Below are 4,844 nucleotides of genomic sequence, written 5' to 3' on the forward strand. Positions count from 1 at the left end.
GGCAACCAAGTGTGAAATGGAAACATTGGAACTTTCACCGCAAATGATGCAAAAAACGCAAGCCAAAGCCAATTTTGAACATCTTTAGGGATTAAAAACCCTGCGTCTCTAGTAAGTGTAACAATATTTGTAGTGCCTAAATCTTGGTAAAGATAAATAATTGCAATCAGAAGAAATAATGAGCCTAGTAGCGTATATAAAAAGAATTTATAAGATGCATAAACCCTGTTTTCAGCGCCCCAAACGCCAATAATTATAAACATTGGAATAAGGGAGGCTTCAAAAAAGAAATAGAATAGCAGGAAGTCAAGCGATACAAACACACCAATTACCAGCGTTTCAAGCAGTAAGAATAAAATCATATATTCTTTAACTCGTTTTTCTATTGAGTTCCAGCTTGATAAAATACAAATTGGAATTAGCAGAGTTGTTAGTAAAATCAGATAAATTGAAATGCCATCAACGCCTAAATAATAATATATTTTGCTACCTTCAAGCCATTCAAATTTTTCAGTGAATTGGAATTTGCTGGTATTTTTGTTGAAGTTAAAATAAAGAATTAGCGAAACAACGAAAGTTGCGAAGCTAAAAATTAACGCAAGTATTCTTGAGCTTCTATCAGAAAAGGCCTTTTCAGCTTCACTTTTTCCCTTAGAAATTAAGGATAACGCAATAACTATAGCACCTACCAAAGGTAAAAAAGTTAGTAATGTTAAAATTGGAAAATTCATACACCAAAAATAAAATAACCGATTGCTAAAATCAAACCAATCAGCATTAAAAATGAATAATGATAAACAAAGCCAGTTTGTGCAAACCTCATTAATCCGCCAATTTTTGATGATACGAAAGCCAAGCCATTTGGCATTCCATCAACTAATTTTGTATCAAAAAATTTCCAGAAAATTTGCCCTTTCTTTTTAGCTCCACGAACAAAAATAAATTCATAAATTTCATCAACGAACCATTTATTTGAAAATAATTTATATAAAGGTTTGAAGAAATTTGCGATTTTCGCTGGCAAAGATTTTACTAAAACATAACATATTAAAGCGAGCAAAAACCCTGCAATGCCAACATAAAGTGGGGCTTTTTTAATATCCTTCGGCACATGATGTGCTTGCTCATAAATTGAGATTTCTTTAATTTTATTTTTCTTGGAAACCACTTCAACCTTGCCTTCTGCAATCGCTTCATTCCAAAATTTTTGTTTAGGTTTTACAATGCCATAATCATTTGCAAAAACTCCGCCAATGAAAACCGCACCTAAAGCAAGAATTACAAGGGGAGCAGTCATCACCGCAGGGGATTCGTGAATATGGGAAATTGTTTCCGCATCAGCTTTACATTTATTATGGAATACCATAAAGATTAATCGCCAAGAATAGAAAGCTGTTAAAAAAGCGGTTAGCAAGCCAACCCAGAAGGCGTAGCCCGCAAATTTATTGCCAGATTGTGAAGCCGCAAAAGTCGCCTCTAAAACCATATCTTTTGAGAAATATCCAGACATTAGCGGAAACCCAGTGATTGCAAGCGTTCCAATTAACATCATTGCGTAAGTAAGTGGGATTTTTTTCCACAAACCGCCCATTTTGCGAATATCTTGCTCATCACTCATTGCGTGGATTACACTGCCAGCAGAAAGGAAAAGTAACGCCTTGAAAAAGCCGTGAGTGTATAAGTGGAAAATCCCCGCACCATAAGCTGAAACACCGCACGCAAAGAACATATATCCAAGCTGAGAGCAAGTTGAGTAAGCGATAATCTTTTTAATATCATTCTGCGTAAGTGCAATAGTTGCTGCGAAAATCGCCGTTGTTGCACCAATTAAAGTTACCATATTGAGGGCAATTTCTGATTGCTCAAATAATGGCGACATTCTTGCGACCAAGAAAATCCCAGCTGTAACCATTGTTGCTGCGTGGATAAGTGCAGAAACTGGCGTTGGGCCTTCCATTGCGTCTGGCAACCAAGTGTGAAGCCCTAATTGTGCCGATTTACCCATACAACCGATAAATAACATCACGCAAATAAAATCAAAAGCTTTGTAAGAACAGCCTAAAACCTCAATTTTAGAGGATTTATATTCAGAAATATTAGCAAAAATATCTGCAAAATTTATACTACCGAAAATGTAAAACAGAGCAAATAAACCAATTGCCATACCAAAATCGCCAACTCTATTTACAATAAATGCCTTCATTGCGGCAGCATTAGCAGAAGGTTTTTTGAACCAAAAGCCAATTAATAAATAAGAGCATAAACCAACGCCTTCCCAGCCTAAAAATAATTGCAGAAGATTATCAGAAGTTACCAGCATCAACATAAAAAATGTAAAGAAACTAAGGTAAGAGAAAAATCTTTGTGGGTGTTCATCATGGCTCATATAGCCGATAGAATATATGTGAACGAGTGATGAAACGCTAGTTACAAGTGTTAGCATAATTGCGGTTAGCATATCAACTTTGAACGCCCAAGATACTGAAAAACTGCCTGATTCAACCCATTTATATAAAATTGGTGAGAAGGTTTTTCCGCCAAGAACTTCGTAAAATATTACCCAAGAAAGCACCGCAGAAATCACCACTGATGAGGTTGTGATTAATTGTGCCGAAAAAGGCTTCAAGCACTTAGTGTTCAGCCCAACAAAAGCCGCTGCTAATAAGGGTAATAATACTAATATTTTTATCAATAATTCCATTTTTTACTTGATTTAGGGCGATTGCTTAGCCTTTCAAACTATTAATATCTTCAACTTCAATAGAGTTTTTATTTCTATAAAACACTACTAAAATTGCAAGACCGATTGCAGCTTCAGCAGCGGCAACGGTTAATATAAAAAAGGTGAAAATTTGCCCTTTCAAATCCCCCATAAAGCTAGAGATTGCGACGAAATTTATATTCACCGCTAGCAACATTAATTCAATAGACATCATAATATTAATGATGTTTTTGCGTGCCAAAAATATTCCGCATACACCAATTACAAACACTAAAGATGCCACCAGCAAATAATGGTTTAAGCCAATATTTGCAAAATTAAATTCAGAAATTATTTCTCTATAATCTGTCATTATTTTTATTATTATTAAGTTTCTCCACCTGTTTACGGGGGGAGATTAATAGGGTTGCTTTTTCCAAAGTCCATCAACCATTAACCATTAACCAATTAACGCCCCCACCCTAACCCTCCCCCGTAAACAGGGGAGGGGATTAAAGAGCAAAACCCTAGAACCTAACACCTAACACCTAGCACCTAGCAACTAGCACCTAAAACCTTAAACCCCTTTACCAACTTCAACTTTTACAATCTCAAGTGAGTTTTTGATACTTCTAGCATTTTGCTTAGAAATATCTTGCCTTTTAACACCTGCCCTTTCACGATGTGTCAGCACTATCGCACCAATCATCGCAACCAGCAAAATAAGCCCTGAAACTTGGAACATCAAGAAGTAATCAGTGTATAAAATATTACCAATTTGATGTGTGTTAGTATTTTTTAGGAAGCGTTTTTCCTCTTTTTTAATTAAGCTTTGTTCCTTTTTTTCAAATTCATCAATAGCTTTTTCAACTGATTTTAACAAATTATTTTCTTCCAAGTTTTTCTCAGGATTGGATTTTTTTGATTCTTTTTTAGATGTAATTTTTTGACCAGTTGTTTGACATTTAACAACTAGATTATCAGAAGATGCGATAATAGCCGCCCCAATTTCTATAAATAATAGTGCAGCTAGAACAAGCCCTATTGGTAAGTAAGCCTGAAAGCCCTTTTTGAGTGAAGCGGTTTTTATATTTAGCATCATCACCACAAATAAGAATAGCACGGCAACTGCACCAACATAAACAATCACAAGAAGCATCGCGACGAATTCCGCCCCAAGCAAAACGAACAAACCAGCAGAATTAAAGAAGGCAAAAATCAACCATAGCACAGAGTGAACGGGGTTTTTTGAGCATATCACCGCCACCGCCGAACCCGCCGTTACCATAGAAAATAAATAAAATAATATATCAATAAATTGCATTTTCGTTACTCGTTTATCGTTTATCGTTTATCGTTAATGGTTGAAGCGATGAGCAATTAACCATCAACCATCAACGAACTAACGAAATTTATCCTCAGCCTCTAATCTTTTAGCAAGAATATATTCCCAACGCTCACCATTCGCGAGGAGTTTATCTTTGTTATATAAAAGTTCTTCGTGAGTTTCGGTTGCAAACTCCAGATTTGGTCCTTCAACTATTGCATCAACTGGGCAGGCTTCCTCGCACATACCGCAATAGATACATTTTGTCATATCAATATCATAACGAGTTGTTCTGCGAGAGCCATCTTCCCTTTCTTCTGCTTCAATCGTGATGGCTTGCGCTGGGCAAACTGCCTCACATAATTTGCACGCGATGCATCTTTCTTCACCATTTGCGTAACGCCTTAAAGCGTGCTCACCACGGAAACGCGTTGATACTGGGCCTTTTTCATAAGGGTAATTGATGGTAACTTTCGGCTTGAACATATAGGAAAATGTTTTCCACATTCCAAGCAGAATTTCACCAAGCAAAAATCTATTTAACGCTTTGAACATTTATATTTCTACCATTTATAAAAAACTAAATAACCAGAAACTAAAACCACCCAAATTAGGGAAACTGGCAAGAATATTTTCCAGCCAAGCCTCATTAATTGGTCATATCTATATCTTGGCAGTGCTGCACGCACCCATATAAAACAGAATAGCAAAAAGCAAACTTTTAATGCAAACCACACAAAACCAGGGATAAAACTTAAGGCAGGAACATCAATAACCGGCAACCAACCACCTAAGAATAAAATTGTTGTCATACCG

The 4,844-nt window shown here is 36.3% G+C and carries 5 protein-coding genes and 1 pseudogene; all 6 read right to left on the reverse strand.

Features of this window, described 5'->3' with window-relative positions; translation table 11 throughout:
• A partial coding sequence (locus tag SFT90_07555) for an NADH-quinone oxidoreductase subunit M (protein ID MDX1950332.1) occupies positions 1-731 on the reverse strand: 731 nt, incomplete at its 3' end.
• Positions 728-2,701: an NADH-quinone oxidoreductase subunit L gene (gene nuoL / locus SFT90_07560; protein ID MDX1950333.1), complete on the reverse strand. Its 1,974-nt coding sequence runs from the start codon at positions 2,699-2,701 to the stop codon at positions 728-730. The genes nuoL and SFT90_07555, both read right to left, overlap by 4 nt.
• A gap of 25 nt (positions 2,702-2,726) precedes the next feature.
• Positions 2,727-3,074, reverse strand: a complete 348-nt coding sequence (gene nuoK, locus SFT90_07565) for an NADH-quinone oxidoreductase subunit NuoK (protein ID MDX1950334.1) — start codon at positions 3,072-3,074, stop codon at positions 2,727-2,729.
• 327 nt (positions 3,075-3,401) lie between these two features.
• Positions 3,402-4,016: pseudogene (locus tag SFT90_07570) on the reverse strand (NADH-quinone oxidoreductase subunit J).
• An 87-nt stretch (positions 4,017-4,103) separates the two neighbouring features.
• Positions 4,104-4,583 carry an NADH-quinone oxidoreductase subunit NuoI gene (nuoI, locus tag SFT90_07575; protein MDX1950335.1) on the reverse strand — a complete coding sequence of 160 codons (480 nt, stop codon included), beginning with the start codon at positions 4,581-4,583 and terminating at the stop codon, positions 4,104-4,106.
• 8 nt (positions 4,584-4,591) lie between these two features.
• A partial coding sequence (locus SFT90_07580) for an NADH-quinone oxidoreductase subunit H (GenBank protein MDX1950336.1) occupies positions 4,592-4,844 on the reverse strand: 253 nt, incomplete at its 5' end.

Source organism: Rickettsiales bacterium (assembly GCA_033762595.1).
In the GTDB taxonomy this organism is placed as follows: Bacteria; Pseudomonadota; Alphaproteobacteria; order Rickettsiales; family UBA8987; genus JANPLD01.

What these genes read in the sequence shown, in the direction of transcription:
- nuoK (MDX1950334.1), bottom strand. Translation starts at nt 3,074, where the DNA reads ATGACAGATTATAGAGAAATAATTTCTGAATTTAATTTTGCAAATATT.
- nuoL (MDX1950333.1), bottom strand. Translation starts at nt 2,701, where the DNA reads ATGGAATTATTGATAAAAATATTAGTATTATTACCCTTATTAGCAGCG.
- nuoI (MDX1950335.1), bottom strand. Translation starts at nt 4,583, where the DNA reads ATGTTCAAAGCGTTAAATAGATTTTTGCTTGGTGAAATTCTGCTTGGA.